This window comes from Caldimonas thermodepolymerans, from assembly GCF_015476235.1.
Taxonomy (GTDB): Bacteria; Pseudomonadota; Gammaproteobacteria; order Burkholderiales; family Burkholderiaceae_C; genus Caldimonas; species Caldimonas thermodepolymerans.
In genome coordinates this window covers 386,351-409,943 of the sequence record NZ_CP064338.1, presented here as the reverse complement: position 1 = coordinate 409,943, position 23,593 = coordinate 386,351, and the positions used below count along the sequence as shown (strand labels likewise).

The 23,593-nt window shown below is 71.0% G+C and carries 24 protein-coding genes; 16 read left to right on the top strand and 8 right to left on the bottom strand.

Annotation, left to right across the window (positions count from 1 at the left end):
• Positions 1-6: 6 nt before the first annotated feature.
• From IS481_RS02010 to IS481_RS02000, 3 genes are all read left to right on the top strand, one after another.
• Entirely contained in the window at positions 7-753 is a 747-nt protein-coding gene (locus IS481_RS02010) for a MotA/TolQ/ExbB proton channel family protein (RefSeq protein ID WP_104357768.1), read from the top strand.
• Positions 754-768: 15 nt separating this feature from the next.
• A complete protein-coding gene (locus IS481_RS02005) occupies positions 769-1,191 on the top strand; it encodes an ExbD/TolR family protein (protein ID WP_104357644.1) in 423 nt (140 codons plus the stop codon).
• 93 nt (positions 1,192-1,284) lie between these two features.
• Positions 1,285-1,752, top strand: a complete 468-nt coding sequence (locus tag IS481_RS02000) for a GNAT family N-acetyltransferase (protein ID WP_104357645.1) — start codon at positions 1,285-1,287, stop codon at positions 1,750-1,752.
• Here IS481_RS02000 and IS481_RS01995 read toward each other — a convergent pair.
• From IS481_RS01995 to IS481_RS01980, 4 genes are all read right to left on the bottom strand, one after another.
• On the bottom strand, positions 1,741-2,724 hold the full coding sequence (locus IS481_RS01995) for an AEC family transporter (protein WP_104357646.1): 984 nt from the start codon (positions 2,722-2,724) through the stop codon (positions 1,741-1,743). The genes IS481_RS02000 and IS481_RS01995 overlap by 12 nt on opposite strands.
• Positions 2,725-2,781: 57 nt before the next feature.
• Positions 2,782-3,318, bottom strand: a complete 537-nt coding sequence (locus IS481_RS01990) for a YbhB/YbcL family Raf kinase inhibitor-like protein (RefSeq protein WP_198425446.1) — start codon at positions 3,316-3,318, stop codon at positions 2,782-2,784.
• Positions 3,319-3,403: 85 nt separating this feature from the next.
• Positions 3,404-4,252 carry a helix-turn-helix transcriptional regulator gene (locus IS481_RS01985; RefSeq protein ID WP_232529421.1) on the bottom strand — a complete coding sequence of 283 codons (849 nt, stop codon included), beginning with the start codon at positions 4,250-4,252 and terminating at the stop codon, positions 3,404-3,406.
• Positions 4,253-4,261: 9 nt separating this feature from the next.
• Positions 4,262-6,847, bottom strand: coding sequence for a DNA topoisomerase III (locus IS481_RS01980; RefSeq protein ID WP_104357648.1), 2,586 nt, complete (start codon positions 6,845-6,847; stop codon positions 4,262-4,264).
• Between the two features lie 291 nt (positions 6,848-7,138).
• On the opposite strand from IS481_RS01980, the gene IS481_RS01975 reads away from it, so the two are divergent.
• The 3 genes from IS481_RS01975 to IS481_RS01965 are packed head-to-tail and all read left to right on the top strand — an operon-like array spanning position 7,139 to position 8,665.
• On the top strand, positions 7,139-7,672 hold the full coding sequence (locus tag IS481_RS01975) for an SET domain-containing protein (RefSeq protein ID WP_104357649.1): 534 nt from the start codon (positions 7,139-7,141) through the stop codon (positions 7,670-7,672).
• 19 nt (positions 7,673-7,691) lie between these two features.
• Positions 7,692-8,474 carry a biotin--[acetyl-CoA-carboxylase] ligase gene (locus IS481_RS01970; RefSeq protein WP_104357650.1) on the top strand — a complete coding sequence of 261 codons (783 nt, stop codon included), beginning with the start codon at positions 7,692-7,694 and terminating at the stop codon, positions 8,472-8,474.
• The gene (locus IS481_RS01965; RefSeq protein ID WP_104357651.1) at positions 8,468-8,665 is read left to right on the top strand and encodes a hypothetical protein; all 198 of its coding nucleotides are present in this window, start codon (positions 8,468-8,470) and stop codon (positions 8,663-8,665) included. The genes IS481_RS01970 and IS481_RS01965 overlap by 7 nt, the downstream gene beginning before the upstream one ends.
• A 32-nt stretch (positions 8,666-8,697) precedes the next feature.
• Here the strand turns inward: IS481_RS01965 and IS481_RS01960 are convergent, their stop codons facing one another.
• The 3 genes from IS481_RS01960 to tkt all read right to left on the bottom strand — a co-directional run bounded on the left by IS481_RS01960 (position 8,698) and on the right by tkt (position 13,761).
• The gene (locus IS481_RS01960; protein WP_170067465.1) at positions 8,698-10,449 is read right to left on the bottom strand and encodes a S8 family peptidase; all 1,752 of its coding nucleotides are present in this window, start codon (positions 10,447-10,449) and stop codon (positions 8,698-8,700) included.
• Positions 10,450-10,702: 253 nt separating this feature from the next.
• Entirely contained in the window at positions 10,703-11,704 is a 1,002-nt protein-coding gene (gene gap / locus IS481_RS01955) for a type I glyceraldehyde-3-phosphate dehydrogenase (protein WP_104357653.1), read from the bottom strand.
• A gap of 44 nt (positions 11,705-11,748) precedes the next feature.
• On the bottom strand, positions 11,749-13,761 hold the full coding sequence (gene tkt, locus IS481_RS01950) for a transketolase (protein ID WP_104357654.1): 2,013 nt from the start codon (positions 13,759-13,761) through the stop codon (positions 11,749-11,751).
• Between the two features lie 163 nt (positions 13,762-13,924).
• Here tkt and murU point away from each other — a divergent pair, with 163 nt between their 5' ends.
• From murU to IS481_RS01925, 5 genes are all read left to right on the top strand, one after another.
• Complete coding sequence (gene murU / locus IS481_RS01945; RefSeq protein ID WP_104357655.1) at positions 13,925-14,674, top strand: N-acetylmuramate alpha-1-phosphate uridylyltransferase MurU; 750 nt, start codon at positions 13,925-13,927, stop codon at positions 14,672-14,674.
• Entirely contained in the window at positions 14,671-15,366 is a 696-nt protein-coding gene (locus IS481_RS01940) for a PH domain-containing protein (RefSeq protein ID WP_104357656.1), read from the top strand. The genes murU and IS481_RS01940 overlap by 4 nt, the downstream gene beginning before the upstream one ends.
• A 167-nt stretch (positions 15,367-15,533) precedes the next feature.
• Positions 15,534-16,925, top strand: coding sequence for an aminopeptidase P N-terminal domain-containing protein (locus IS481_RS01935; RefSeq protein ID WP_104357657.1), 1,392 nt, complete (start codon positions 15,534-15,536; stop codon positions 16,923-16,925).
• A gap of 49 nt (positions 16,926-16,974) precedes the next feature.
• Positions 16,975-18,402, top strand: coding sequence for a GGDEF domain-containing protein (locus IS481_RS01930; RefSeq protein ID WP_104357770.1), 1,428 nt, complete (start codon positions 16,975-16,977; stop codon positions 18,400-18,402).
• A gap of 20 nt (positions 18,403-18,422) precedes the next feature.
• On the top strand, positions 18,423-19,622 hold the full coding sequence (locus tag IS481_RS01925; RefSeq protein ID WP_104357658.1) for an FAD-dependent monooxygenase: 1,200 nt from the start codon (positions 18,423-18,425) through the stop codon (positions 19,620-19,622).
• Positions 19,623-19,629: 7 nt separating this feature from the next.
• Here the strand turns inward: IS481_RS01925 and IS481_RS01920 are convergent, their stop codons facing one another.
• Positions 19,630-21,132 carry a sensor histidine kinase gene (locus tag IS481_RS01920; protein ID WP_170067466.1) on the bottom strand — a complete coding sequence of 501 codons (1,503 nt, stop codon included), beginning with the start codon at positions 21,130-21,132 and terminating at the stop codon, positions 19,630-19,632.
• A 161-nt stretch (positions 21,133-21,293) separates the two neighbouring features.
• Between IS481_RS01920 and IS481_RS01915 the strand changes: the two genes are divergently transcribed.
• The 5 genes from IS481_RS01915 to IS481_RS01895 all read left to right on the top strand — a co-directional run bounded on the left by IS481_RS01915 (position 21,294) and on the right by IS481_RS01895 (position 23,592).
• Entirely contained in the window at positions 21,294-21,458 is a 165-nt protein-coding gene (locus IS481_RS01915) for a DUF1328 domain-containing protein (protein WP_104357660.1), read from the top strand.
• Positions 21,459-21,555: 97 nt separating this feature from the next.
• Entirely contained in the window at positions 21,556-21,708 is a 153-nt protein-coding gene (locus IS481_RS01910; protein WP_104357661.1) for an entericidin A/B family lipoprotein, read from the top strand.
• Between the two features lie 161 nt (positions 21,709-21,869).
• Positions 21,870-22,508: a response regulator gene (locus IS481_RS01905; protein ID WP_104357662.1), complete on the top strand. Its 639-nt coding sequence runs from the start codon at positions 21,870-21,872 to the stop codon at positions 22,506-22,508.
• Between the two features lie 154 nt (positions 22,509-22,662).
• Positions 22,663-23,118, top strand: a complete 456-nt coding sequence (locus tag IS481_RS01900; protein ID WP_194963330.1) for a response regulator — start codon at positions 22,663-22,665, stop codon at positions 23,116-23,118.
• An 84-nt stretch (positions 23,119-23,202) separates the two neighbouring features.
• On the top strand, positions 23,203-23,592 hold the full coding sequence (locus IS481_RS01895) for an ElaB/YgaM/YqjD family protein (RefSeq protein ID WP_165908735.1): 390 nt from the start codon (positions 23,203-23,205) through the stop codon (positions 23,590-23,592).
• Position 23,593: the final 1 nt, after the last annotated feature.

Here is a 23,593-nt window from a genome sequence, read left to right as displayed (position 1 = left end):
GAAACGATGGGCTTCGCCCACTTCATCGCGCAGTCCGACGTCGTCGGCAAGGCGCTGCTCGTCATCCTGGTGCTGATGTCGGCCATCTCGTGGTACCTGATCGTGATGAAGGGCATCACCCAATACGTGCGCAAGAAGCGCAGCGAGCAGTTCCTGTCGTTCTTCTGGAACGCCAGCTCGCTCGACGCCGTGCGCAACGAGATCGCCACGCACGGCGTGCGCGACCCCTTCTCGCACCTGACCGCGCACGCGATGCACGCACGCGACCACCACGCCAAGTACGGCGCGGCCAAGCTGGAGGAAGCCGGCAGCATGCAGGACTTCCTGACCCGCACCATCAAGAAGGTGCTGGACGAGGAAACGACCCGCCTGGAAAACGGCCTGACGGTGCTGGCGACGATCGGCGCCACCGCGCCGTTCGTCGGCCTGTTCGGCACGGTCTGGGGCGTCTACCACGCGCTGGTGGCGATCGGCATGAGCGGCGCCGGCACGCTGGACAAGGTGGCCGGCCCCGTGGGTGAAGCGCTGATCATGACCGGCATCGGCCTGGCGGTGGCGATCCCCGCGGTGATGGGCTACAACTGGCTGACCCGCAGCAACCGCGTGCTGACCGCCAAGCTCGACGCCTTCGCGTTCGAGCTGTTCACCTTCCTGTCGCTCGGCCAGTCGCTGCAAGGCGGCGAGAACGTGCGTCCGCTGAACACGACCGGCAAGGCCGCCCCGCGCGGCAACGACCAGCCGGCCGCCGCCTGACGAGGACCCGCCACCATGGCTTTCGCAAGCTTCGACAACAAGTCGTCCGGCGCGCCGATGGCGGAGATCAACATGGTCCCGCTGATCGACGTGATGCTGGTCCTGCTGGTGATCTTCATCGTCACCGCGCCGCTGCTGACCCATGCGGTCAAGCTCGAGCTGCCCAAGGCCACCACGCAGGTGAACCCGCCGCAGCCCGAGAAGGTGGAGTTCGCGATCGACGCGGCCGGCATCCGCTACTGGAACGGCGAACCCGTCACCCGCGAGGAGGCCGTGCGCCGCTTCGCGGCCGAGGGCGCCAAGCCGGTGCAGCCCGAGGTGCACCTCAAGGCCGACCAGGACGTGGCCTACCGCTTCGTCGCCGAGACGCTGGCCGACGCCTCCAAGGCCGGGCTGACCAGGATCGGCTTCCTGACCGAGCCCGAACCGCAACGCTGATCCGCGCCGCCAGGCGCTCCCCCCAACCTGGGCCACCGGCCGCGGGTGCACCTTTCGACGCGCATCCGTGGTCCGGGGCCCGATGCCTTGTCCATGACCACCGCATCTCCCGTGCTGCACTGGCGCTGGCTGCCGTTCGAGGCGCTGTCGGTGCACGAGCTGCATGCCCTGCTGAAGCTGCGGCAGGACGTCTTCGTGCTGGAGCAGACCTGCCTGTACGCCGACATCGACGGCATCGACCCGCACTGCCGCCACGGCCTGGGGCTGGCCCCCGACGGCACGCTGGCCGCCTGCGCGCGCCTCGTGCCGCCCGGGCTCAAGTTCGAGGAACCGGCCATCGGCCGCGTGATCGTCGCGCCCGCCTGGCGCGGACGGGCGCTCGGCCACGAGCTGATGCGCGAGGCGATCGCCGCCACCCGCGCGACCTGGCCCGGCCGCGCGATCCGCCTCTCGGCGCAGGCGCACCTGCAGCGCTTCTACGGCGCGCTGGGCTTCGCGACCGTCAGCGACGAGTACGACGAGGACGGCATCCCGCACGTCGACATGCTGCTAGCCGCCTGAGGCCACCCAGCCCGCGGGCAGCAGCTGCAGCAGCAACAGCCACAGCGGCGCCGTGACGACGAAGGCAAGCATCGACAGCACCAGCGTGCTGGTCACCTCGGCCTCGCGCGTCGCGTAGCGCTGCGCGAACATCATCGAGTTGGTGCCGGCCGGCAGCGCCGCGCACATCACGATCGCCGCCAGCGGCAGGCCGCGCAGGCCAAAGGCGAGCCCCACCGCCAGCACCAGCGCCGGCTGCACGACCAGCTTGAGCAGCGACAGCACCGACGCCGCACCGAGCGAGCCGCGCAGCCCGTAGTGGGCCAGCGACATGCCGGTGGCGATCAGGCACACCGGCACGACCGCCTGGCCGAGCGTCACGAGGATCTCGTCGACGGCCGGCGGGATCGGGCCGTCCAGCAGGTTCCACAGCAGGCCCAGCAGCACCGGCATCACGACGGGGTGGATCAGCGTGTTGCGCGCGGTGGTGGCCAGCGTCGCGCCCAGGCTGCGCCGCGCATGGCCCTCGGCGGCGCGGCTCAAGTCCAGTTCGGCCAGCACGGTGACCACCGACAGCAGCGTCAGCGCGTGCAGGCTGACCACCGCCAGGTGCACCGACAGCCCCGCCTCGCCGAACAGCGCCGCGGCCACCGGGATGCCCAGCTGCACGGTGTTGCTGAAGGTCGCCGTGATCGCGCGCACGCTGGGCGCGGCCGGCGCGGCCGCAGCCCGACGGCGCTGCTGCGCGTAGACGAGCAGCATCAGCCCGACCACCGGGATGAAGTACGCCAGCACGATGGACCAGGGCAGCTGCTCGAAGTCGATGCGCGCCGTGGTGCGGAACAGCAGCGCCGGCGCGAACAGGTAGAAGGCCGCGTTGGACAGCGCGCGCGCCGCCTCGCCGCCGCCCAGGAAGCGTGTCCGTCCGGCCCCCCAGCCGATCGCGACGACGATGAAGATGGCAACGAGCTTGAGGTAGATGGGGCCGACCATGGGCACGGAGTATGCATGAGCCGCCCGCCGTCCGTGGTCCCCGCCCGTCGCCGGCCGTCAGCGACCGTAGGTCGCGGTGAAGCTGGCGCTGCCCAGGCGGTTTGCGTGCAACATGAACCCCACCATGGCCGCCGAGGCGTCCGCCGGCAGATCGAGCCTGTCGACCTTCAGCGCGTGCACGGTGAAGACATAGCGGTGCGGGGTGTCGCCCTCGGGCGGGCAGGCCCCGCCGAAGCCGGCGGTGCCGAAGTCGGTGCGGCCCTGCACCGCCCCGGCGGGCAGACGCGCGCCGCCCGGTGCGCCCGCGCCGGCGGGCAACGCAGTCACGTCAGCCGGGATGTTGTAGACCACCCAGTGCCACCAGCCGGAGCCGGTCGGGGCGTCCGGGTCGTACACCGTGACGGCATAGCTCTTCGTGCCCTCCGGGGCACCGCTCCAGCGCAGTGCCGGCGACTCGTTGCGCCCGCGGCAGCCGAAGCCGTCGTACACCTGTGCCTCGGGCAGGCGTGCGCCCGCGGCGATGCCCGGGCTGCTCAGGGTGAACTCGCCTGCGTGGGCGAGCCAAGGGGCCAGGGCCAGTGCGCCGATGGCCATGCGTCGGTGAAGGGTGTGGTCGTGCATCGAGGTCGCTCCCGTGTCATCAGGAACCCCGATCTTCGACGCGGACATGCCGCGCCGGTTAGCCCGCAGGCGCCAGATCCTGTGCGCCGCTGCCCATCGCGCGCACCGTCGACGCGGCGGCAGGCCGCAGGTACGAAGGCGGGAAGCCGTACCGCTGGCGGAACGCGGCGGTGAAGCGGCTGTGCGACTCGTAGCCGCAGCGCAGTGCGATCTCGCCGACGCCGAGTTCGGTCGTCTGCAGCAGCCCGAGTGCGGCTTCCATCCGTGCCTCGCGCAGCAGTTCGCCCAGCGTCACGCCCCGCTCGGCGAGCCGGCGCCGCAAGGTGCTGGGGCTGGTGTGGAAAGCGGCAGCCACCTCGTGGAGCGTCCAGCGCGCGTGCAGGCGGTGGCCGACCAGCCGGCGCACGCGGTCGTCCCAGCCTTCGTCGGCGAGCGCAAAGCACCAGCCCCGTTCAGACAGCAACAGCAGCACCTCGCACGAGCGGTGCAGCTGCAAGGCGCGGGATGTGCCCGCATCGCCCAGCGAACGGGCCGCGCGCTCGATCGCCTCGGCCAGCTCGGCATCGATGCGCAACCCGCGTTGACCCTGCACCAGCGCCACGCCCGGTGGCAGAGGATGGCGCTCGAGGAACCATCGGAGCAGGTCGTTGGGCACGAACAGCAGCTGCGCGACGTAGCGCCCTTGCGGGCCGGGCGCGTTGACCACGTCCCACTGCGTGCCCTGCGCCGCAAGGAACACGTCGCCGGGACCGTAGCGGTGCTCCGCGTCCGGGTCGCCCAGCACCTTGGTGCCGGCCTGGACCCAACCGATCAGGTGGTCGCGCATCGTCACCGTCGCGACCCGGTGATGGACCGACGTGGACACCCGCGCGGCCGCGCCGGGCGTGAAGCCGGTCCTGTCGTTCACCGGGGCACCTCAGGACCTGGCCGCGACCTTCTTTGCCGGCGCCTTCTTCGCGGGGGCCTTGGCCGCGCGCGGCTCGAACTCGAAGCCGACCTTGCCTTCCTTCTCGTCCCAGACCAGGAAGGCCTTGAACTTGCGGCGCGTCTTGTTGGAGACGAAGTTCTCCAGCAGATCGGTGCGGCCGGTGGCGAGCAGCTTGCCCATCTGCTCGCGCGAGACGGGCTGCTGCAGGATGATCTTGCCGCTCTTGAAGTCGCAGGTCGCGTGCGGGCCCACGGTCTTCTCGCAGACGTAGCTGGTGCCGTGCTCGTAGACGCGGCCCTTGCACTTCGGGCAATGGCCCAGCGGCTCCTGCGCGCTGAAGTCGACCTCGCCTTCCTCGGCCTCCTTGCGGGCCTCCTCGCCGAAGTCGAACTCGAGCTTGTAGTTGCCGATCTCCTCGTCGCGCACCAGCTTCAGCTCGGCGGTGAACGGCCAGCCGGCCTTGGAGCGGAAGCCGTCGAGCGGGCCGATGTGCTTGTCGCGCAGGAACTGTTCGACCTCGTGCAGCTCGAAGCTGCGCCCGCCCGGGATCTTGCTGATCGAGAAGCCGCAGCCCTCGTCGTTGCCGCCCTGGCCGGTGCAGGTGAAGCGGCGGTAGTTTTCCTTGACGACGCCGCCGCAGTTCGGGCACGGCGTGGTCAACGTCGCATAGTCGCCCGGGATGGTGTCGCGGTCGTACTCCTTGGCCTTCTGCACGATGCGCTCGGTCATGCGCGCGATCTCCTGCATGAAGGCCTCGCGGCTGAGCCGTCCGCGCTCCATCTGCGCGAGCTGGTACTCCCAGTTGCCGGTCAGCTCGGGCTTGGTGAGGTCCTCCACACCCAGGCCACGCAGCAGCGTCATCAGCTGGAAGGCCTTGGCGGTGGGGATCAGCTCGCGGCCGTCGCGCACCAGGTACTTCTCGGCGATCAGGCCTTCGATGATGGCCGCGCGGGTGGCCGGCGTGCCCAGGCCCTTCTCCTGCATCGCCTCGCGCAGCTCGTCGTCCTCGACCAGCTTGCCCGCGCCTTCCATCGCCGACAGCAGCGTCGCTTCGGTGTAGCGCGCCGGCGGCCGGGTCTTGAGCGCCTTGACCTCGACTTCGGCGTTGCGCACCGTCTCGCCGGGCTGCACCGGCACCAGCGTCGCGTCGTCTTCCTGCACCTCCTTGCCGTAGACCGCCAGCCAGCCCGGCTTGACCAGCACCTTGCCGTTGGTCTGGAAGCTGTAGGACTGCCCCTGGTGTTCCACGGTCGTGATGCGCGTGGTGACCTGGTACTCGGCCGCCGGGAAGAACACCGCGAGGAAGCGCTTGACGACCATGTCGTAGAGCTTCTGCTCGGCGTCGGTGAGGTTCTTCGGCGCCTGCAGGGTCGGGATGATGGCGAAGTGGTCCGACACCTTGGCGTTGTCGAACACGCGCTTGTTGGGCTTCACGTAGCCCTCGCGCAGCGCCTTCTCGGCATGCGGCGCGTAGGCGCGCGTGGCGTCCTCGCCGGAGAGCATCTCCATCGTCTTCTTCACGACGCCGATGTAGTCCTCGGGCAGCGCGCGCGAGTCCGTCCGCGGGTAGGTCAGCACCTTGTGCTTTTCGTACAGGGCCTGTGCCAGCGCCAGCGTGGTCTTGGCCGAGAAGCCGAAGCGCGAGTTGGCCTCGCGCTGCAGCGAGGTCAGGTCGTACAACAGCGGGCTGAGCTGCGAGCTGGGCTTGGACTCCTCGGTGACCGTGCCGCTGCGGCCGCGCACCGCCTCGGCGATCGCCTCGGCGGTCTTCGCGTCCCACAGGCGGTCGGCGCGCAGCTCGGGGTCGTTCTCGGCCTTCTTCCACCTGGGGTCGAACCACTTGCCCTCGTAGCTGCCGGCCTGGGCATCGAAGGTGGCGCGCACTTCCCAGTAGTCGCGCGGCACGAACTTGCGGATCTTCTCCTCGCGCTCGACCACGATGGACAGCGTCGGCGTCTGCACGCGGCCGACGGTGGTGAGGAAGAAGCCGCCGTCGCGCGAGTTGAACGCGGTCATCGCGCGCGTGCCGTTGATGCCCACCAGCCAGTCAGCCTCGCTGCGGCAGCGCGCCGCCTCGGCCAGCGGCTGCATCTGCTCGTCGCTGCGCAGCTGCTCGAAGCCCTCGCGGATGGCTTGCGGCGTCATCGACTGCAGCCACAGCCGCTTGATGTCCTTGTTCAGGCCGCCGCGCGCCGGCGTCGCGTACTGCACGATGAGACGGAAGATCAGCTCGCCCTCGCGCCCCGCGTCGCAGGCGTTGATCAGTTCGGTGACGTCCTTGCGCTTGATCAGCTTGACCAGGGTGTTGAGCCGGCCCTTGTTCTTGTCGATCGGGCTGAGCTCGAAGCGGGGCGGGATCACCGGCAGGTTGGCGAAGCTCCACTTGCCGCGCTTGACGTCGTATTCCTCCGGCGCCTTGATCTCGACCAGGTGGCCGACGGCGGAGCTCACGATGTACTTCTCGTTCTCGAAGTAATCGTCGTGCTTCTCGAATTTGCCGACCACCGGCGTCAGCGCCCGGACGATGTCCTGCGCGACGGAAGGCTTCTCGGCGATCACCAGTGTCTTGCCCATGTTTCTCTATGAATTGGCTCGAAGCCCGCGACGACGGTCCCGGCTTCGGCGACCACGATCCTGCCACCCGGCCCGCCCGGGCGATGCGGGCAGCAACCTTCCGCGGCCCCGGCAAGGCGGATGCCAGGCCGGGCGTGCAACGCGGCTGATGGTAGCGGCTCGGCCGGCCGGACTCCGTGCGTCAAGGCTTGATTCCCGCACGTGACAGCCGCCTACAATGCCGGCTCCACGCGCGCGTACGCGCACGCACACACGTGTGCGCGCTCAGTTTCAATGTACCCAAAGTCCTCCATGACGCAAGCACGGTCGTCCTCCACCCGCAACCGCCGCACCCGTGCGGCCACCGCCCCGGCCCGGCCGGCGTCGCGCCCGGCCCGTGCCGGGCGGCGCATCCAGGTGCGGCGCTCCGGCGTGCATGGCAAGGGCGTGTTCGCGGTCGCGCCGATCGCCGCCGGCGAGACCATCATCGAGTACAAGGGCGAGGTCATCACCTGGGACGAGGCGCTGCGCCGCCACCCGCACGACCCCGACGACCCGCACCACACCTTCTACTTCCACATCGACGACCAGCACGTCATCGACGCGAAGTACGGCGGCAACGCGGCGCGCTGGATCAACCACGCCTGCGACCCGAACTGCGAGGCCGACGAGGTGGACGGGCGGGTGTTCATCAAGGCGCTGCGCGACATCCAGCCGGGCGAGGAGCTGTTCTACGACTACGGGCTGATCATCGACGAGCGCTACACGCCCAAGCTGAAGAAGCAGTACGCCTGCCGCTGCGGCAGCCCGAAGTGCCGCGGCACCATGCTCGCGCCCAAGCGCTGAGCACGCCGCGAGCCCCGCCATGACCTGCCTGCACTGGCCCGCCGAGCAGCTGTGGGAGCAGCTGTCCCCGCTCGCGCCCGCGCTCAGCGTCGAGGTGGTCGCGCAAACCGGCTCGACCAACACCGAGCTGCTCGAGCGCGCGCGCCGCGGCGACACCGCCCCCTGCCTGCTGGTGGCCGAACACCAGAGCGCCGGGCGCGGCCGGCAGGGACGCAGCTGGCAGTCGCTGCCGGGCGATTCGCTGACCTTCTCGCTCGGCCTGCCCTACGCGCCGGCCTCGTGGTCGGGCCTGTCGCTGGCGGTCGGTGTCGCGGTGGCCGAGGCGCTGCACGAGCAGGTCAAGCTCAAGTGGCCCAACGACCTGTGGCTGCTCGACGACCACGGCCACGGCCGCAAGCTGGGCGGCATCCTGATCGAGACCGTGCCGCTGCCAGGCGGCGGGCGCTTCGCGGTGATCGGCATCGGCCTGAACGTGGCCCGCGCCCCCGAGACCGCCGACGCACGCAACGCGGCGGCGGCACTGCGCGAGCTGGACGGCCAGCTGAGCGCCCCGGCGGCGCTGGGGCGCATCGCGCTGCCGCTGTGGCAGGCGCTGCAGGCCTTCGAGCGCGAGGGGTTCAGGCCGTTCGCGGCGCGCTACGCGGCACGCGACCTGCTGCGCGGCCGGGCGGTGCACACCACCCAGCCCGATGCGCCGGAAGGCACGGCCGCCGGGGTCGACGAGGAAGGCGCGCTGCTCGTGCATACTCCGGCCGGGACGCGCAGGATAGAGAGCGGGGAAGTGAGCGTGAGGCCATGCTGAGGCTGCTGGTTCTGGTGCTGCTGTTGGCCAACATCGGCTACTACGCGTGGTCGCAAGGCCACCTCGCCGGCATCGTCTCGGTGCCGCCGCACGAACGCGAGCCCGAGCGCCTGCAGCAGCAGGTGCGCCCGGACGCGATCCGCCTGGGGCCACCGGCCAGCCCGTCCGCCATCGTCCCGGCCACGCCCTGACCGGCGCGGGCCGGCCTGCACGCCAGGCGCCTTCAGGCCGGCTGCCGGCGCCGCGGACGCGCCCCCGCGGTCGCGATGACCGCCAGGCCCAGGGCCGCCAGCCAGCCACAGCCGAGCGCGCCACCGCCCCCGCCACCGTCGTCCTCGTCGCCCGAGCCGCCGTCGTGGCGGGTCAGCTCGCGGCAGGCCGCCGTGTCGGCGTTGTCCACCCGCACCACCTGGCGCGACGGCGGCGTGTAGCTGCCCGGATCGAGGGCGTAGCGCACCGCCTGCTCCGCATCCAGGATGCCGGCACCACAGGTGCCGGTGGTGCACTGGCAACGGCCGACGTTGGTGGACGAGCAGGTGCCGAGGTCGTCGGATCGCACGTGCGGACGTGCCGAGCGCTTCAGGCCTTCGACGATCTGGTCGGGGCTGAGGTCGGCCGACGCCGCGGACTGCATCAGCGAGATCACCCCGGCGACCACGGGCGCCGCGAAGCTGGTGCCGGCGACTTCGTCGTAGACATGGGCGCCCGGCGCGCCGGTGCCGGCGTTGGCGGAGGTCAGCAGCCCCGGGTCGCCCAGCAGGCGGCCGCAGGCGCCCAGGCCGGTCGGGTCGCCGCCCACGGTCGAGATCGTGATCTCCGGACCGAAATTGGAATAGGTGGCCTTGAAGCCGTTGCGGTTCAGCGCACCGACCCCGACCACGCCCTTGCAGTTGGCCGGCCGGCTGACCTGGCCACCCTCGTTGCCGGCAGCGGCCACCAGCACCGCGCCCTTGGCGCGGATCGCGTCGATCGCATCCTGGTAGGACGCCGAACAGGGGCCGGGACCGCCGAAGCTCAGGTTGATCACCTTGGCCGGGTTCGGGTTGGGCGGCACCCCTGCGACCTCGATGCCGGCGGCCCACAGGATGCCGTCGACGATGTCCTGGACGAGCGCCCCGCACTTGCCGGCCACGCGCACCGGCAGGATGCGTACGCGCCCGTTCACGCCGGCGATGCCGACACCGTTGCCAGTGCGCGCCGCGATCTGGCCGGCGATCTTGGTGCCGTGCCAGGAGCTGTCCTCGATCGGGCAGTCGGCGAACGCGCCGGGGTTGGCGTTGCGGTCAGTGCGCGTGACGGCATCGCCCGGGTCGGAGGCATCGGCGTCGCGACCGTCGCCGTCGCCCGAGAAGACGGGTTGCGTCACGAAGTCGTAGCCCGGCAGGATCCATGTCCCGACCAGGTCGGGATGGTCGAACAGCGCACCGGTGTCGAGCACGGCGACGACGACCGGGCGGGCGCTGCCGGGCTGTGCCCAGGCGGTTTCCACGCCCGGCACGCCATGGCGCCCGGAGGCGACCGGATGCAGCCACCATTGGCCGGGGTATTCGGGATCGTTGGGCACGTCGAGCCGGCGCTCGCGCACGTTGTAGTCGACCCACTCGACGTCCTCGTGCGCGGCCAGCGCGCGGGCCGCCTGCTCGGCCTGCTCGGGGGCAAGCGGCTGGTCCCACTGCACCAGGTGGGCGCGCCCCACCGGCCGGGCGATACGCGCGCCGGCCGGCGCGATGCGTGCCAGCGCCGCCGCCTGCGTCTGCAGCACGCGGTTCAGGCGCTCGCGTTGCGCGCCGGCCTCATCTGCCGCAGGCGCGGCGATCCCGACGGCCTTGGCCTGTTCACGGCCTTGCGGCGTGCGCAGCTTGACGATGAGCCCGTAGGCAGGCCCCTGGGGCGGGGCCGCATGCAGCGGCAAAGACAGCAGGGAGGCGAAGGCGAACGCGGCGGCAGCCGCCAGGCGACGTGAGAGGACCAGCATGGATCGCATTATCGGGACCGTGCGCGTCCGACCCGTCGCCTCGTTGCGCACGGATACCAACGCGACGCCTGCGGGAGCCTCGGCCGGCCCCGCTGCGCATGGTGCAGCAAACGGCAGGCCCCGTGCGCGCCGGGCCGCACAAAAACCGCCCGGGCGTGGCCTGGTTTGCAGGCCGCCTGGGCCGCACGGGCCTCGAACAAAAAAAAGCGCCGCTGGCAGCAGCGGCGCCTTGCATGCCGGAAGCACGCTGGAGTTACTTGCTCATCACGACGCGGGCCATCTCCAGGCACTTGTTGGAGTAGCCCCACTCGTTGTCGTACCAGCTGACGACCTTCACGAAGGTCGGGTCGAGCTGGATGCCGGCGTCGGCGTCGAAGATCGAGGTGCGCGCATCGCCGCGGAAGTCGGTGGCGACCACCTTGTCCTCGGTGTAGCCCAGCACGCCCTTGAGCGCGCCTTCGCTCTGGGCCTTCATCTCGGCCTTGATTTCCTCGTAGGTGGCGGGCTTCTCCAGCTCGCAGGTCAGGTCGACGACCGACACGTCGGAGGTCGGCACGCGGAAGCTCATGCCGGTCAGCTTCTTGTTCAGCGCCGGGATCACCACGCCCACGGCCTTGGCCGCGCCGGTGGAGGACGGGATGATGTTCTCGAGGATGCCGCGGCCGCCGCGCCAGTCCTTCTTGCTCGGGCCGTCGACGGTCTTCTGCGTCGCGGTGGCGGCGTGCACGGTGGTCATCAGGCCGCGCTTGATGCCCCACTTGTCATGCAGCACCTTGGCGATCGGCGCCAGGCAGTTGGTCGTGCACGAGGCGTTGGAGATGATGGCCTGGCCGGCGTAGGTGTCGTGGTTGACGCCGAACACGAACATCGGGGTGTCGTCCTTCGAGGGGGCCGACATGATCACCTTCTTCGCGCCGGCGGCCAGGTGCTTGCCCGCGCTTTCCTTGTCCAGGAACAGGCCGGTCGATTCGATCACGACGTCGGCGCCGACCTCGTCCCACTTCAGGCCCGCGGGATCCTTCTCCTGGGTCAGGCGGATCTTCTTGCCGTTGACGATCAGCGTGTTGCCGTCGACCTGGACGGTGCCGTCGAAGCGGCCGTGCACGCTGTCATAGGTCAGCATGTAGGCCAGGTAGTCGGGGTCCAGCAGGTCGTTGATGCCGACGATCTCGATGTCGGGAAAGTTCTTGAAGGCACTGCGCAGCACGTTGCGGCCGATGCGGCCGAACCCGTTGATACCGACTTTGATGGTCATGACCAGTCACTCCTGTAGATGAGAAACGATGAAACCGCTTGCGATCACTTGCCGAGCACGACGCGCACGGTGTCGGCCACGTTCTCCGCAGTGAACCCGAAATGCTTGAACAGCACGCCCGCCGGCGCCGACTCGCCGTACCGGTCGATGCCGACCACGGCCTCGACGCGGTACTTCCACCAGAAGTCGGTGACGCCTGCCTCCACCGCGATGCGCGGCAGGCCTTCGGGCAGCACCGAGCGCTTGTACTCGACGCTCTGGCGGTCGAACACGGTGGTCGAGGGCATCGAGACGACGCGCACCGCGATGCCGTCCTGCGCCAGCTGCGCCTGGGCGTGCAGCGCCAGCTGCACTTCCGAGCCGGTGGCGATGATCACCGCCTGGGCCTTCTTCTTCAGGCCCACCTCGCTCGGCTCGGCCAGCACGTAGGCGCCCTTGGCGATGTCGTCCAGCCCGGCCTTGGGCGCATAGGGCAGGTTCTGGCGGCTCAGCAGCAGCGCGGTCGGACGCTCGCGGCTTTCGATCGCGCAGGCCCAGGCGACCGCGGTCTCGGCGGTGTCGGCCGGACGCCAGACGTCCAGGTTGGGGATCAGGCGCAGCGAGGCGGCGTGCTCGATCGACTGGTGCGTCGGGCCGTCCTCGCCCAGGCCGATCGAGTCGTGCGTGAACACGTGGATCACGCGCTGCTTCATCAGCGCGGCCATGCGAATGGCGTTGCGCGAGTAGTCGCTGAAGGTCAGGAACGTGCCGCCGTAGGGGATGAAGCCGCCGTGCAGCGCGATGCCGTTCATGATCGCGGCCATGCCGAACTCGCGCACGCCGTAGTTGATGTGGCGCCCGCCGTTGGGCTGGCCGGCCTCGTCGAAGCGCAGCGCCGGGGTCGACGAGGTGTTGGTCAGGTTGGAGCCGGTCAGGTCGGCCGAGCCGCCCAGCAGTTCCGGCAGCGCCGCGGTGTAGGCCTCCAGCGCCAGCTGGCTGGCCTTGCGGCTGGCCACCGTCTCGGCCTTGGCGTGCGCGGCGGCCACGGCGTCGGCCGCCACCTGCGCGAAGCCGGCCGGCAGCTCGCCCTTCATGCGGCGCTCGAATTCGGCGGCCAGCTCGGGGTGCTCGGCACGGTAGCCTTCGAACAGCGTCGCCCAAGCCTGTTCCTGCGCGGCACCGCGCGCCTTGGCGTCCCAGGCCTCGTACACCTCCTGCGGCACGACGAAGGGCTCGTGCGGCCAGCCCAGCGCCTCGCGGGTCAGCCGGATCTCTTCCTCGCCCAGCGGCTCGCCGTGCGCCTTCGCGGTGTTGGCACGGTTCGGGCTGCCCTTGCCGATGCTGGTCTTGCAGACGATCAGCGTCGGGCGGTCGGTGCTCAGCTTGGCCCTGGCGATCGCGTCGTCGACCGCCTGCACGTCATGGCCGTCGACGGGGCCGATCACGTTCCAGCCGTAGGCCTCGAAGCGCTTGGGCGTGTCGTCGACGAACCAGGGCGTGACCTGGCCATCGATGGAGATGCCGTTGTCGTCGTACAGCGCGATCAGCTTGTTGAGCTTCCAGGCACCGGCCAGCGCGCAGGCCTCGTGGCTGATGCCTTCCATCAGGCAGCCGTCGCCCAGGAACACGTAGGTGTGGTGGTTGACGATCTCGTAGCCGGGGCGGTTGTACTGCTGCGCCAGCAGCTTCTCGGCCAGCGCCATGCCCACCGCGTTGGTGATGCCCTGGCCCAGCGGCCCGGTGGTGGTCTCCACGCCCGGGGTGATGCCGACCTCGGGATGGCCCGGGGTCTTGCTGTGCAGCTGGCGGAAGGCCTTGAGCTCCTCGATCGGCAGGTCGTAGCCGGTCAGGTGCAGCAGGGCGTAGATCAGCATGGAGCCGTGCCCGTTGGACAGCACGAAGCGGTCGCGGTCCATCCAGTGCGGGTTGGCGGGGTTGTGGCGCAGGTGGCGGCTCCACAGCGCCACTGCCATCTCGGCCATGCCCATCGGCGCGCCCGGATGGCCGGACTTGGCTTGTTGAACTGCATCCATCGCCAACGCACGGATTGCGTTGGCCATCAGGGTCGTGTCGGCCATGCGAAACCTGTCTGGCACCCCCAAAAAATGTCTCGTTCGAGCCGGTTGAACAGGGGTGTATAGGGGTTGAGAGGAAACCCGGATTGTAAAGGCGCGCCGATAATCGGCCGCGGGGGTTGGGCAACCGCCCGGCCCCGACAGGAACCCGCAACCACCACGCTCCATGGCGAACAACCTCAAGGCCATCGTCCTGGCCGCCGGTCGCGGCGAACGCATGCGCCCGCTGACCGACCGGACGCCCAAGCCGCTGCTGCCGGTAGGCGGCAAGCCGCTGATCGTCTGGCACCTGGAGGCGCTGGCGCGCGACGGCGTGCGCGAGGTGGTCGTCAACACCGCCTGGCTGGAGGAGCAGATCCCGGCCGCGCTGGGCGACGGCTCGCGCTGGGGGCTGAAGCTGCACTACTCGATGGAAGGCCGCGACCACGGCCAGGCCCTGGAGACCGCCGGCGGCATCGCCAAGGCCCTGCCCTGGCTGGGCGAGTGCTTCTGGGTGGTCTCGGGCGACATCCACGCGCCCGAGTTCCGCTTCGATGCGCAGATCGCGCGGCGCTTTGCCGCCGGCGACGAGCTGGCGCGGCTGTGGCTGGTGCCCAACCCGCCCTTCCACCCGGCGGGCGATTTCGGCATCGACGCCGACGGCTTCGGCCTGGCCGACGGCCCCGGCCCGGACGGCCGGCGCTGGACCTACAGCAACCTCGCGCTGATGCGCGCCGACCTGTGCGCCGGCATCGCGCCCGGCACCCGCGCCCCGCTCGGCCCGCTGCTGCGCGACGCGATGCGCGCGCGCCGCATCCGCGTCGAACGCCATGAGGGACGCTGGGAAAATGTCGGCACGCCGGCCCAGCTGGACGCCCTGAACGCGGCCCTGGCCGCGCGTGCTCCCGAGCCTCTCCCCCCGGAGGAAACCCGATGAGCCTGCTTGCCCTGCTTGCCTGCATCGCTGCCGCCGTGCTGCTCGAGCAGCTGGTGGTGCGCATCGTCCGGGCCGTGCTGCTGGCGGCCGCGCCGCTGTCCGGCGAACACATCGACTCCTTCGTCTACGAGCGTGCGCTGTGGACGCCCGGCGAGCGCCAGCTGATCCCGGTGTGGCTGGCCCTGCTGGCCGCCGGTGCCTGCGCCTGCGCCGCCGCGGCCTTCGGGCCGGGCTGGCTGTGGCTGCCGGCCGTGCTGGCGTGGGCAGCCGCGCTGGGCTGGGACCTGTGGACCTGGGAGCGGGTCGCCGCCAGCGTGAAGTTCGTCACCTGGCGGCGCGGCTGGCGCCGCTCGGCGCGGCGCGTGCCGATCTCGCGGCTGAGCGAGGTGCACGTGACCGAAAAGCCGCTCTTCGGCCCCTGCGGCGTCTGCTACCTGACCCTGCAGCTGGACGACGGCAGCGCCGTGCGGCTGCCGCGCACCGCGGTGCCGGGCAGCCTGGGCAAGGTCGAGAACGTGGCCAACTTCATCCGGCTGCAGATGCAGCAGGTCCAGGACCTGCGCCAGCGCGTGGCCAACGAGCGCAAGCGCGCCCGCAAGGCCGCGCCGCCGCTGGACCCGACCGAGAAGGAGCTGCGCAAGCGCCTGCTGGAACTGCGCCAGCAGCGCGCGCAGACCGCCGACGGCCACTGACGCCGCCCGACCCACCGACCGCCCGGAGCCGCCGGGCTTTTTCATGCCCGGCCGGGACGGTGCCCCGGGACGGGCGATGCGCCCACGGTTCGCCTGCCCTTGCGGCGCTGCAAGGCCGACTTCCAGGCGTGCCGCTAGACTGCGGGCAAGACGGGACTCCGACATTCATGGACCGAACGATCTACCTGACGCGTCGCCTGCGCGTGGCCGAGGCGATGCGCGAGCAAGGTGGCGGCATCGCCCTGGTACCGACCGCGCCGGAACGCGTGCGCAACCGCGACACCCACCACCCGTACCGCCACGACAGCTACTTCTTCTACCTGAGCGGTTTCGGCGAGCCCGAGAGCTGGCTGGTGATCGACGAGGGCGGGCGCAGCACCCTGTTCTGCCGGCCCAAGGACCTGGAGCGCGAGACCTGGGACGGCCTGCGCCTCGGGCCCGAGGCCGCCCCCGGCGCGCTGGGCGTCGACGAAGCCTTTCCGGTGGAGCTGCTCGACGAGTACCTGCCGCAGCTCATGGCCAACCGGCGCGCGGTGTGGTTCCCCTTCGGCGTGCACGAGGGACTGGAGCAGCGCGTCGAAGGCTGGCTGGCCGCGGTGCGGGCACGCGAGCGCCAGGGGCAGGAGGCGCCGCGCGCGATGCGCGACCTGTGCGCCGTGCTCGACGAGATGCGCGTGGTCAAGGACGAACACGAGCTGGCGACGATGCGGCGCGCCGCCGAGATCTCGGCCGCCGCCCACGTGCGCGCGATGCGTGCCAGCGCGCGATGGCTGCGCGGCATGGACGCGGGTCCCTGGTACGAGTACCACCTCGAGGCCGAACTGCTGCACGAGTTCCGCCGCCACGGCGCACAGGCGCCGGCCTACCCGAGCATCGTCGCCGCGGGCGCCAACGCCTGCATCCTGCATTACCCGGCCGGCAACGCCGAACTGCGCCCCGGCCAGCTGTGCCTGATCGATGCCGGCTGCGAGCTGGACGGCTACGCGAGCGACATCACGCGCACCTTCCCGCTCGACGGGCGCTACACCGGCCCGCAGCGCGAGCTGTACGACCTGGTGCTGGCCGCGCAGGATGCCGCGGTCGCCGCCACCCGGCCCGGGGCGCGCCAGCGCGACGCCCACCACGCGGCGGTGCGCGTGCTGGCGCAGGGCATGCTGGACACCGGCCTGCTCGACCGCGACCGCCACGGCAGCGTCGACGACGTGATCGAGACGGCCGCCTACCGGCGCTTCTACATGCACGGTACCGGCCACTGGCTGGGCATGGACGTGCACGACGTCGGCAGCTACCAGCAGGACGACGAGCCTCCCGTCGAGCAGCCCGACGGCCTGGGCGGGCGCGTCGTGAAGAAGCCCTCGCGCATCCTGCAGCCGGGCATGGTGGTGACCATCGAGCCGGGCATCTACGTGCGAGCGGCCGAGGACGTGCCCGAGCGCTACTGGAACATCGGCATCCGCATCGAGGACGATGCGGTGGTCACGCCCGGCGGCTGCGAGCTGATCACGCGCGGCGTGCCGGTGCGCGCCGAAGAAATCGAAGCGCTGATGCGGGAGGCGTGAATTGACGGATTCCACCGCCCTCGTCGGCACGGCGCAGGAGTACGCCGACATGTTCGACCTCGCGCCGGTGTCGCTCTGGCTCGAGGACTACAGCGAGCTCAAGCGCCTGTTCGCGCGCTGGCGTGCCGACGGCATCACCAACCTGCGCGCATGGCTGCGCGAGCACCCGGAGCGGGTCGCCGAATGCTCGCGCTGCCTGCGCGTGCTGAAAGTCAACCGCCGCACGCTGGAGCTGTACCGCGCCCACAGCCTGGAGCACTTGGTCGCGAACCTGGACCGGGTGTTCCGCGACGACATGTTCGACCGCCACGTCGAGGAGCTGGTCGCGCTGTGGGAGGGCCGGGCCGGCTTTCGCAGCGAGACGGTCAACTACACGCTGGACGGCCGCCGGCTCGACCTGCTGATCAACGCGACCATCCTGCCCGGCCATGAAGAGGACTGGAGCCGGCTGCTGCTGTCCATCGAGGACATCACCGCGCGCCGGCAGGCCGAGCGCGAGGCCATGCACGCCGAGCAGTACGCGCGCGGCCTGTTCGAGCATTCGCCGGTGTCGCTGTGGGTCGAGGACTTCAGCGCGGTGCGCGAGCTGCTCGAGGAAGTGCGGCAGCAGGGCATCATGGACTTCCGCACCTTCATCGACGTGCATCCGGAGTTCGTGCTGCGCTGCATGCAGGAGATCCGCGTCATCGACGTCAACCAGCAGACCCTGACGCTGTTCGGCGCGCCCGACAAGCACACGCTGCTCAGGCGCCTGGACGACGTGCTGCGCGAGGAGATGCAGGCCCATTTCGCCGAGCAGCTGGTCGAGCTGTGGAACCACAAGCTGTTCCAGCAGCGCGAGACCGTCAATTACCGCCTCGACGGCCAGCCGGTGCACGTGCTGCTGCAGTTCTCGGTGCTGCCCGGGCACGAGGCGACCTGGGACCTGGTGCTGATCTCGCTGACCGACATCACCGCGCGCAAGCAGGCCGAGGCCTACCTGGAGTTCCTCGGCAAGCACGACGCGCTGACCAAGCTGCGCAACCGCTCGTACTACACCGACGAGCTGACGCGCCTGCAGCGCAAGGGGCCGTTCCCGGTGGCCGTGGTGGTGCTGGACCTCAACGGGCTCAAGCCGGTCAACGACCAGCTCGGCCATGCCGCCGGCGACGCGCTGCTGCGGCGTGCCGGCGAGGTGCTGAACAAGGCGGTGGACCGCCACGCCTGCGCGGCACGCATCGGCGGCGACGAGTTCGCGCTGCTGCTGCCCGGCACCGACGAGGCCGGCGGCCAGGCCGTGATCGAGGACGTGCTGCGCCTGGTGGAGATCAACAACCAGTTCTATCCCGGGGCGCCGCTGAGCTTCTCGATCGGCATGGCGGTGTGCCGCAGCGGCGACCTGCTGGAGGCCACCGTGATCGAGGCCGACTCGCGCATGTACGACGCCAAGCGGGCGTACTACACCACCGCCCGCCGGGACCGCCGCAAGCAGCGCTGACCGCTATCCTTGCTTCCGTCATGACCCGAACCGATCCGACCCCTTCCGCGCTGCGCCTGGCCGTCGTCGGTGCCGGTCCGGCCGGCCTCGCGCTGGCCCTGCTGGCCAGCCGGCAGCTGCCCGACGCCCATGTCGCCGTGTTCGACGCCCGCCCGGTCGATGCCGACATCGGCCGGGACCCGCGCACGCTCGCGCTGTCCCTGGGCAGCGTGCAGCTGCTGCAGCGCCTGGGCTGCTGGCCGGCCGCCAGCGCCCGCCCGATCCGCCGCGTGCACGTCTCGCAGCAGCAGCCCACCCTGCTGCTGCCGCGCGAGCCCGAGGTGCTGATCGACGCCGCCGACGAGGGCGTGCCGCTGCTCGGCGCGGTGCTCAGCTACGGCAGCCTGGTCGCGCCGCTGCAGCAGGCCTGGCTGGAGACCGCGGCACGGGAGCCGCAGCGGCTGGCCACGCACTTCGGGCAACGCGTTGCGGCGCTCAAGCCGCTCGAGCAGGGGGTGGAGATCGACGCCGGCATCGTCGAGCGCTACGACCTGGCGGTGGTCGCCGAAGGCGGCGTGTTCGCCGAGCAGGCACGCAAGTCGCTCGCGCATGACTACCGCCAGACCGCCTGGGTCGGGCAGGTGGATGTCGAGGGCCTGCCCGCCGACACGGCCTTCGAGCGCTTCACCTCGCACGGGCCGGCCGCGCTGCTGCCGCTGCCCGACGGCCCGCAGGGGCCGCGCGCGGCGCTGGTGTGGTGCGTGCCGAGCGACGACGACCCGGTGCGCGAGCTCGACGACCGCCAGCGCATCGCGGTGCTCAACCACGTGTTCCACCCGAGCATCGGCCGCATCACCGGCATCTCGCCGCTGAAGGCCTTCGCGCTCGGGCTCAACGCCGAGGCCACGCTGGTGCGCGGCCGCACGGTGCGCATCGGCAACGCGGCGCAGACGCTGCACCCGGTGGCCGGCCAGGGCCTGAACCTCGGCCTGCGCGATGCCTTCGAGCTGGTGCGGCTGCTGGCGCAAGGCAGCGGCATCGACGCGGCGCTGCGCCGCATGGAACGCCGGCGCGCGCCGGACCGCTGGGCCACCATCGCGACCACCGATTTCCTCGCGCGCAGCTTCACCTGGCAGCTGCCCGGGCTGGCCGCGGCGCGCGGGCTGGGGCTGGCGGCGCTGCAGGCGCTCGGGCCGGCCAAGTCGATGCTGGCGCGGCAGATGATGTTCGGCCGGCGCTGAGGCGCGCTCAGGCGGGATCGTCGACCGCCTCGCCCTCGTCGTCGCCCACGTCGTGCAGTGGCAGCTCCACGAGCAGTTCGGTGCCGCCCTGCGGCGCGGTGCGCAGGTCGAAGCGGCCGTGGAAGGCATCGACGCGGTGCTTCATGCCGCGCAGGCCGTGGCTTTTGAGCCGGCTGCGCTCGGAGCGCGTGCTGCTGCCGATGCCCACGCCGTCGTCGCGCACGCGCAAGCGCAGCACCTCGCCGCCGAGCGCCACGTCCAGCTCGACCCGCGTGGCCTGCGCATGCTTCTGCACGTTGGTCAGCGCCTCCTGCACGATGCGGTAGGCCGCGATGCCGCGCTCGTCGTCGAGCGGCAGCTCTTCGGGGATGCGGCGTTCGATCACCAGGCCGCTGCTGGCCTCGACCTCCTCGGCCAGCGCCTCGAGCGCCGCGGCCAGCCCCAGGTTGCGCAGCGTCGTCGGCACCAGCCCCTCGATCACGCGGCGCTTGACCTGCACGCCGCGCTCGAGCATCTCCTGCAGCCGTTGCAGCGTCGCGAGCGCCGTCTCGCGCGGCTCCAGCCCGCGGCGCAGCAGCATCCCGACGTCCATCTTGCTGGCCGTCAGGATCGCGCCCAGCTCGTCGTGCAGCTCGCGCGCCAGGCGGCTCTTCTCCGCCTCGGCCAGGTGCTGCAGGTGCGTGGCCAGCTCGGACAGCTCGCGCGTGCGCCGCCGCACCGCGCGTTCCAGCCGGTCACGCTCCTGCTGCAGGCGCTGCGCCATGCGCTGCTCCGCGTCCAACTCGGTGCGGTAGGTCTGGAACAGCAGGATCAGCAGCAGCACCGCCGCCGCGATCGCGATCAGCGACCACCAGCGCTGCCGCTGCACCTCGACCGCGGCCGCCAGCTCGGCGCGCTCGAGGCGTTCGCGCTCGCGTCCGACCAGCCGGCCCAGCGCCTCGCGCAGCGCCCCGTCGGAGACCGGGTTCGGCTGCATCAGGCGATCGACCTCCTCGGTCGGGACACCGCCCGGCAGGGCGTCGAGCCGCCGCAGCGTGGCGTCCTCGGCATCGATGTAGCGCCACACCACCGCCATCTCGCCGGGCGCGCCGGCGCCGTCGGCCATCGCGGCGGCCAGCCGGCTGCGCGCCGCCACCACCTCGCGCAAGGTGGCGCGATGGCGGTGCAGGCTCTCGGGCGTGTGGCCAAGCAGGTATTCGGCCCGGGTGGCGTCGACGCGCGCGGCCACGAAGGACAGGTTGTTGAGCTCCTCCGTGAAGGTGCGCGCCTGCCGGACGTCGGCGTAGACGCGCTCCAGGCGCTGGTAGCCCTGCTCGCTGAACCACAGCAGCGCACCGCCCAGCAGCAGGGTGATCGGCACGGCCAGCCGCAGCACCGCGAAGCGGCGCAGCAGCGTCGCCGGCACCTGGCCCGAGCGGGCAGCGGCGACCTCGACCTCGCGACGCGCGGCCTTCAGGCGCGCGACCAGGGCCTGCCAGCGGGACGTCGGGGAAGACGAAGCGGAATCCATGGCCATGCCCTCAGGTGTAAGCGGCGTCTGACGCCAGGGCACCGAGCAAGCCTACAGCGCGCAGGGTCTTGCCCGCCTAGCATGGTTCATACGGACACACCCACCTCGTTCCATCACTGATCGGGCGGCCGCCACGGCAGCTGCCCCGGAGGAGACCCACCATGCTTTACTACGCTGCCGTGTTCTTCGTCATCGCCCTGGTGGCGGCCCTGTTCGGCTTCGGGGGCATCGCCGCCGGCGCCGCCGGCATCGCGAAGATCCTGTTCTTCGTCTTCGTCGCATTGACGGTGATCTCGTTCCTGCTGGGACTGATCAACCGGCGCTGACCGCTTCCGGTTCCCCTCGCGGCCGGGCACGACGTTTGCCCCGGGAGGGTCGGCCCGGCCAATTTTTCAATCCACCCATAAAAGGAGCAGCGCCGTGATGAAGCACCGTTGGATCCCCCTGTTGTCGGCGGCCCTGGCCGCGATGTTCGCGCTGGGCGCCTGCAACACCATCGAAGGTGTCGGCAAGGATGTCGAGCGCGGCGGGGAAAAACTGCAGGACGCCTCGCAGGACACCAAGAAGAAGATGTAAGCGCGCGTGAGCGCCACCCGGAGGAAGGCCCCGCATCGCGCGGCCTTCCTTTTCGTCGTGGGCTGCGGGCACGCGTCCTGCCCGACGAGGCAGTGGCCGGGCTTTGACGCCACGCCGGTCGCCGTGCCAGACTGGCCCGGTGTCTTCCTGAGTGCCTCGTGATGGACCGCAAACGCATCCTGCTGGCCGACGATCACCAGATCGTGCGCGCCGGACTCAAGCAACTGATCGACGCGGAACCCGACCTGTGCGTGGCCGGCGAGGCCGCCACCAGCGCCGAAGCCCTCGCGCTGCTGCGCGAAGGCCGCTGGGACCTGGTGCTGCTGGACATCTCGCTGCCCGACCGCACCGGGGTGGACACGCTGCGCCTGATCCGCAACCACCTGGGCGACATCCCGGTGCTGATCGTCAGCGCCTTCCCCGAGGAGCAGTACGCGATCAACCTGCTGCGCGCGGGCGCCAACGGTTACCTCAAGAAGGACTCGGACGTCGACGAGATCCTGCGCGCGATCCGCGTGGTGCTGCAGGGGCGCCGCTACCTGAGCGCCACCGCGGCCGACCTGGTCGCCAGCCGGCTCGACCAGCCCGGCGCCGGCCCCGCGCACCAGGACCTGTCCGAGCGCGAGTTCCAGGTGCTGTGCAAGCTGGCCAGCGGCATGTCGGTGACGCAGATCGCCGACGAGCTGTTCATCAGCGTCAAGACCGTGAGCACCTACCGCAGCCGCCTGCTGGACAAGCTCAAGCTCGGCAGCAACGCCGAACTGACCTACTACGCCGTGAAGAACGGCCTGATCCAGTGAATCCCCCGGCCCTCGTCGGGGTTCGGCTGACAGACAAGACCCTGTCGCGGTCATAGTCTGGGCACAGCAGCCGGGCGAAGGCCTTGCCGGAACGCCCGTCCCGCGTGGGACACCGCACGACGGCGGCTGCCTTGCTTCACGAGTCAGCCCCGCGATGCCTGCGCCCCTCCTCACCTCCGATGCACCGCTGCCGCTGCAGGACGCCCCAGGGCAGCCCGCGGCGCCGCTGCGCGTGCTGCTGGTCGAGGATTCGGCCCTGATCCGCGAGCGCCTGCTGGACCTGGTCGCCTCCTGCGAGGGCTTCGCGGTCACGGCCGAGGTCGAGAGCGAGCCGCAGGCGCTCGCCGCGCTCGCGCAGCAGCGTTTCGATGCCGTGGTGGTGGACCTGCAACTGCGCGAAGGCACCGGCTTCGGCGTGCTGCGCGCGTTGCTGCACGCGCCGCAGCGGCCGCTGACCATGGTGCTGACCAACACCAGCACGCGGCCGGTGCGCGAGCGTTGCCTGGCCCTGGGGGCCCATCATTTCTTCGACAAGTCCAATGAGTTCGACCAGGTCGCCCAGGCGCTCGATGCCCTGCGTGCCACGCTGCACCGCGGCCGTCATCCTTGACGGCGGGCATGGTGCATGCCCGGGTGCGGCGGTATCCTGACCCTGCTGCGTCCCATTCCATCCCTGCGACACGAGGAGCCTGCCATGCCCACCGACACCCAGAAAGAAGCCTCCCAGCCGCTGCAGACCGAAGGCACGGTGCGCCGCCCCCCGCGCCGCTATCCCCGCCCGCCGGCCGACGACACCGCGGCGCTGCTGCAGCGCGAATGGGCCGACCTGGAAGCCGACGTCAGCGAGCTGGTGTCCAGTCCTGCGGTGGCCCAGGTGCCGGAGCTGCGCGTCCTGAAGGACCGCCTGCAGGCCTCGCTGCACCGCGCCGGCGAAGCGGTCGCGGAAGCCAGCCATGGCATCACCCGGCGCGTGCGCTACACCGCCAGCGCCACCAACGACTACGTGCACGAGGAGCCGTGGAAGGTGGCGGGCCTGGCCGCGCTGGCCGGCTTCGCGATCGGCTACCTGCTGGGCCGCCGCTGAC